We start from the raw sequence: 1,040 nt of genomic DNA, 5'->3' as shown, positions 1-1,040 counted from the left end.
GCAACTGGTGAAGTTCCGGACCGCACAAATTAATGCCCTGCACGGGACGTTACTGGAGTTTGGTGAAACCATCCACAAAGGCCGGGCAGCGATGGAGCGGGAGTTCCCCGAAGCACTGGAACGGATGAAAGAGAGACTGCCACCGTATCTCATTATGGTTCTGGAAAACCAGTACAACCGACTGAATGAGCTGGACTCACTGATAGAGGATATTGAAAAACAGCTTACCAGCGTGGCGAGGCAGAATGAAACCTGTAAGCGGTTGCTGGATATTCCTGGCGTTGGACCACTTATTGCGACGGCAGCGGTGGCCACCATGGGGGAAGCATCAGCGTTTAAATCGGGGCGAGAGTTCGCCGCATATGTTGGTCTGGTTCCAAAACAAACAGGCTCCGGAGGGAAAGTACGTCTGCTGGGGATAAGCAAACGTGGTGACACTTATCTCAGGACATTATTTATCCACGGTGCAAGAGCGGTGGCATTAGTAGCTAAAGAGCCTGGCCCGTGGATAACCGAACTGAAAAAACGTCGTCCAGCCAGTGTGGCAATCGTCGCCATGGCAAACAAGCTGGCACGAACAGTATGGGCGATAACCGCCCATGACCGTAAGTATGACAGGAACCACGTCAGTATCAGACCATATTAATCGCTGGGTAATGACTCCAACTTACTGATAGTGTTTTATGTTCAGATAATGCCCGATGACCTTGTCATGCAGCTCCACCGATTTTGAGAACGACAGTGACTTCCGTCCCAGCCTTGCCAGATGTTGTCTCAGATTCAGATTATGTCGCTCAATGCACTGAGTGTAACGCTTGCTGATAACGTGCAGCTTTCCCTTCAGGCGTGATTCATACAGCGGCCAGCCATCCGTCATCCATACCACGACCTCAAAGGCCGACAGCAGGCTCAGAAGACGCTCCAGTGTGGCCAGAGTGCGTTCACCGAAGACGTGCGCCACAACCGTCCTCCGTATCCTGTCATACGCGTAAAACAGCCAGCGCTGACGTGATTTAGCACCGACGTAGCCCCACTGTTCG

Annotated in this window: 2 pseudogenes; one reads left to right on the top strand and one right to left on the bottom strand. The window is 52.3% G+C overall.

Going from position 1 to position 1,040, the window contains the following annotated elements:
* Positions 1-646: pseudogene (locus tag BFF42_RS18390) on the top strand (IS110-like element ISEc11 family transposase); the annotation flags it as partial.
* 21 nt (positions 647-667) lie between these two features.
* Here BFF42_RS18390 and BFF42_RS18385 read toward each other — a convergent pair.
* A pseudogene (locus tag BFF42_RS18385) lies at positions 668-1,040 on the bottom strand (IS1-like element IS1X2 family transposase); the annotation flags it as partial.

Source organism: Shigella sp. FC1661, assembly GCF_001712525.1.
Lineage (GTDB): Bacteria > Pseudomonadota > Gammaproteobacteria > Enterobacterales > Enterobacteriaceae > Escherichia > Escherichia coli.
The sequence above is the reverse complement of the archived record's forward strand: the minus strand, read 5'-3'. Positions and strand labels throughout refer to the sequence as shown.